Here is a 2,529-nt window from a genome sequence, read left to right as displayed (position 1 = left end):
AGCGGATCTGGGCGGAGGCCACGTCTTCGAAGTTGGAACGCACGGAACTTCCCATGGCGGAAATATCGACGATTTCCGAGTGGACGAGGGAGAGGATGATGTCGATATCGTGGATCATGAGATCAAGGACGACTCCCACGTCGCTTATCCGAGGAGAAAAGGGACCGAGCCTCCGAGACTGGAGAAAGAGGGGCGCATGCACGATATTGGCCACATGTTGCATCGCGCTGTTGAAACGCTCGATGTGTCCCACCTGAAGGACCAGGTTTCTTTCCGCCGCGATTCGCAGAAGGACTTCGGCTTCCTCGACCGTGGACGTGACAGGCTTTTCGACGAGCACGTGAATGCCTTTTTCAAGAGCCTGTCGGGTGACATCGTAGTGGGCATGAGTGGGTACCACGATACTGACCGCATCGGGCTGCGCTGCGGCGGCAAATTCCTCGAAACTGAAGAAATGGGGTACCCGCAGCGTTTCGCCGACAGCACAGGCCCGTTCTTCGTTAGTGTCCACGACGCCGACGAGCTGCGTCCCCAGAATTTCCGTATATACGCGGGCATGATGGCAACCGAGGTGCCCCACTCCGACAACGCCGACACGTACCGGACCCATACCGACCACGCTCCATCTCCTTCGATCTTCTATTGAACGGGCAAATTCCCGCTATTACTGTTCTCCCACCAGTATCGCCTTTTGTGGACTCCTTCGAAAATTCCCGCCAGGAGAAATGAACGTGCATGTCGGTCGCCTCCTCGGTAGGAATGGAGCCTTTCGGGAGAGCATTTGGTGCAGCAATCCACGTCATGGATATTCGCCGTGCGTATCCCTTCGGCGGCGAGTTGCAAGGCGACGATTCGTCTCAGATCGAAAAAGATTTTTTCCCCGCGCCTATTCCATCCTTCGGAAGGAAGGAACGTCATGCCCCGTCTCGTAGCCGGGTCACTCTCGTCCCTGCAATAGCAGCAACGCCCGATGGATGGAGCGAGCAGCGCTACCGCATCTTCAAGGATCTCCGCACCGTGTTTCGCCGCGAGGCGACGCACGGCTCTGCCCGCCATGTTCGCCACAGTTCCCCCGTAGCCTGAATGGAGGAGGAGACACCAGAGTGACGGAACACTGCCGACCACGACTACGGGGAGGCAGTCGGCAAAACGAAGGCTGCCCCAGATTCCGGGTCTGTTCAGGAAGATGCCGTCCGCTCTCGGGCGATGTGGAAGGCTCCAAAGCGGAAGTGCGTCGACGACAGCCGCACCGTGAACCTGTTTTGGTGCGAGAAGCGGAGGCGAATCTTTTTCCGAAAGGGCATGCCAAATTCGTTGAGGGTCACCTTCTGCGGAGTCCGTCACATGACCTTTCGCAAAGAGATGCACCTGAACGTTCGCAAAGGTCTTTCCGGGAAACCAGTCGAGGATCCATGTGCCTTTCTTCTGCCTCCAGGTGGCGAGAAAGTCAGACAAGGTCGGTCCTCCTCTCCGGGACGAGCCGACAGCGCATCCAACCGACAAGGTAAAGGCTGCCGCACACCACTACCATCGACGCGCTTTGTTCAGCCATGGCAAGGGCACGGAGAGGATCCTCCTCGCCGACGGGCGAGGTCCATCCCGCCGCTTTGGCTATTTCGACGAGCACGGCGGAGGTTTCACAGCGGGACATGCCGGGAACGGAGGTACAAATCAGACGATCCGCCACCGGACGCAGGAGTTCCAGGGAACTCTTCGAATCCTTGTCCCGCATGGCGGCAAAGAGGATCGTCTTCGGCTGCGTTTTTCCCCAGACATCCCGGAGGAGGGAGGCAAGTGCGCGGGCACCGTGAGGATTATGTGCTCCATCAAGGAGAATCGGAGGAGATCCGGGCAGCAATTCTCCTCTTCCCGGCCAATTTGTCGCCTTGAGACCGGCCTGAATGGTGGAAAACGTGATTCCCGGTACGCGTTGTGCAAGGAGAGCGGCCCCGGCGGCAGCGAGCGCGCTGTTGTTGACCTGATGCCTTCCCACGAGAGATGTTCTGAGCACTTTTCCGTCGAAGCCTGGGCCGAAAAGCTCATAGGAACACCCCTCTTCCTCAACCACGGGATGCTCTACGCACCAGATGCGGCGAAAGACGTGGGGTTCTGCCTTTGCGAGGGAACACCGTTCGAGAAAGAGGTCTTCGAGTTCGGGAGGTTCTCCGGAATAGAGTGCGGGAGTTTCCGGGCGGACAACGGCGAATTTTTCCATTCCTATGGAACGGAGTGATGTGCCGAGATATTCCTCGTGATCATGGGCGACCGGCGTGATGACGGACAGTAGAACCTGTTTCGCCGCGTTCGTGGCATCGAGCCTCCCGCCCATGCCGGCTTCCATGACGACCACGTCGGGAGCTGCGCTTCGGAGAACACAGAAACACAGTGCGGTGAGAAGTTCGAAGAAGGTCGGCGGCGTCTGCCGGAGAAACGGATCTTCCCGCAGTGCACGATAAAGTATGTCCTCTTCCGCCTCCCAGAGTGTTGGAGAAACACTCTCTCCGTTCATGCGGAGACGCTCCCCTAAAA

General features: G+C 58.2%; 3 protein-coding genes. All 3 read right to left on the bottom strand.

Features of this window, described 5'->3' with window-relative positions:
- On the bottom strand, window positions 1–610 hold a 610-nt coding region (locus tag Q1K49_RS04840; RefSeq protein WP_300523423.1), incomplete at its 3' end, for a Gfo/Idh/MocA family oxidoreductase.
- Between the two features lie 29 nt (window positions 611–639).
- The gene (locus Q1K49_RS04835) at window positions 640–1,455 is read right to left on the bottom strand and encodes a polyphenol oxidase family protein (RefSeq protein WP_300523420.1); all 816 of its coding nucleotides are present in this window, start codon (window positions 1,453–1,455) and stop codon (window positions 640–642) included.
- The coding region (locus Q1K49_RS04830) for a cyanophycin synthetase (RefSeq protein WP_300523417.1) at window positions 1,448–2,529 on the bottom strand (1,082 nt) is incomplete at its 5' end. The genes Q1K49_RS04835 and Q1K49_RS04830, both read right to left, overlap by 8 nt.

The sequence above is a fragment of the Aminiphilus sp. genome (genome assembly GCF_029975095.1).
Classification (GTDB): domain Bacteria; phylum Synergistota; class Synergistia; order Synergistales; family Aminiphilaceae; genus Aminiphilus.
The sequence above is the reverse complement of the archived record's forward strand: the minus strand, read 5'-3'. Positions and strand labels throughout refer to the sequence as shown.